The organism is Mesorhizobium sanjuanii (genome assembly GCF_002529485.1).
GTDB lineage: Bacteria > Pseudomonadota > Alphaproteobacteria > Rhizobiales > Rhizobiaceae > Mesorhizobium > Mesorhizobium sanjuanii.
In genome coordinates this window covers 1-1,516 of sequence record NZ_NWQG01000262.1, presented here as the reverse complement: position 1 = coordinate 1,516, position 1,516 = coordinate 1, and the positions used below count along the sequence as shown (strand labels likewise).

The following is a 1,516-nucleotide window of genomic DNA, read 5'->3' as shown; positions in this document are numbered from 1 at the left end:
GGCGATGCGTGTAGTCGAAGGTCGGGCCGAGAAGCTGGCCGCCGGGCAGGTCCTTGTAGGTCGCCGATACCCGCCGCTCGACCAGCATCGCGCCGGTTTCGATCGCCCTGGTGTAGCCGAAGCGGGGCAGCGTGGTGCGATAGGCGCGGACCAGGAAGATCGCCTCGATCATGTCGCCGCGCGCCTGGACGATGGCAAGCGCGGCCAATTCCCTGTCGTAGAGCGAGCCTTCGCTCATCACCCGGTCGACGCCGAGCGCCAGCTGCCCGACGATCTGGTCGAGGCGAAGTGCTGGCACCGAGCGGTCGCCGCGGCGGCGATCGGCGAGCAGGCGATGGGCGTTGGCGATTGCGGCTTCGCCGCCTTTTACCGCAACATACATCTCACGCCTCCATCGTCTTGATACGCGTCGTGCGCGGCAGGCAGGCGATGCTGTCGGCGGCGGCCAGGATGATGTCGACGCCACGCGGGAAGCGCTGGTTGTTCTGTTTCCATTGCTCGACGAAATGGCGCGGCATCCGCGCCGGCGCGATGGTCGCGGTTTTCTCGATGCCGGGACCTTTGAGCTGCAAAGGCGTGCCCGACGTCAGATCGCTCACCTGCAGGATCAGCGTGGTGGAACGGTCGGGATACTCCTGGGTGCCTTGCGAAAAGCCGTCGAGCGCCATCATCTCGGCCGGCGAAGCGATCAGCGCGAAATGCGCGTCGGCGGGCGTGTTGGCCAGCGGCGCGCCGGCATGAAAACCGAGCCAGGATTTCACCGTCGGGGAAGCCTGCAAAGCCGGATCGAGCCAGAGCGGCGTGTCATTGTCGCACAGCGCCAGAGCGACGGCGCCAGCAGTCGCGGACAGTGGCGCCGGCGGATGGGCGAAAGCCGGTAGGGCTTGCACGCTGCCGGGCTGGGCCATGGCGTCCATGACGGCACGGAACACCGTCTGCGCGTTGAACACCGGATCGACGAATCCGCCCTCGATCGCTTGCGCCGTCATATCCATCAGTCTTCTCCGCGCACCATGGTAAAGAAATCCACCTTCGTCGCCGCCGTCTCGGCGCGGCGCTGCTCATGCGACTTGGCCAGTGCCGCCTGCAAAGGCGCGACCAGCTTGGCCTCGATCGCGTCGCGATGGGCGGGGTCCTGCCACAGCGCGTCGGCGATCGCCGCCAGCTTTGCCTTTTGCCTGTCGCGGCCAAGCGTGTAGCAATGGCCGACCTGTCCGGCTGGCACCCGGACGGTGGCGCGGGTGACCGTCGCCTCACCGACATTGAATGGCGCGCCGCCGCCGCCGATGCGGCCGCGCACGGTGACCAGGCCGGTTTCAGGACCACGCAGCAGTTCCGCCTCCGAAGGCAGTCCGGCCTCGTTCCAGAGGCGCACGATGTCGTCGCCGGAGGATTGCGCCAGCGTCGCCATGACGGCCTTGCGTTCGGCCTGTTCGCGCGCTTCCTGTCCTCGCATGGCCTGCACTCCGGTTGCGTAAATTTGTCTATTGATATAGACAACTATACAATTTATACC

At 66.4% G+C, this 1,516-nt stretch carries 3 protein-coding genes; all 3 read right to left on the bottom strand.

What is annotated here, in order from left to right; genetic code table 11:
- Positions 1-382, bottom strand: a 382-nt coding sequence (locus CN311_RS30070) for a carbon-phosphorus lyase complex subunit PhnI (RefSeq protein WP_165779900.1), incomplete at its 3' end; no start/stop codon positions are given.
- Position 383: 1 nt separating this feature from the next.
- Positions 384-995: a phosphonate C-P lyase system protein PhnH gene (phnH, locus tag CN311_RS30065; protein WP_097577220.1), complete on the bottom strand. Its 612-nt coding sequence runs from the start codon at positions 993-995 to the stop codon at positions 384-386.
- Positions 995-1,456, bottom strand: a complete 462-nt coding sequence (gene phnG, locus CN311_RS30060; RefSeq protein WP_097577219.1) for a phosphonate C-P lyase system protein PhnG — start codon at positions 1,454-1,456, stop codon at positions 995-997. The genes phnH and phnG overlap by 1 nt, the downstream gene beginning before the upstream one ends.
- Between the last annotated feature and the right edge of the window lie 60 nt (positions 1,457-1,516).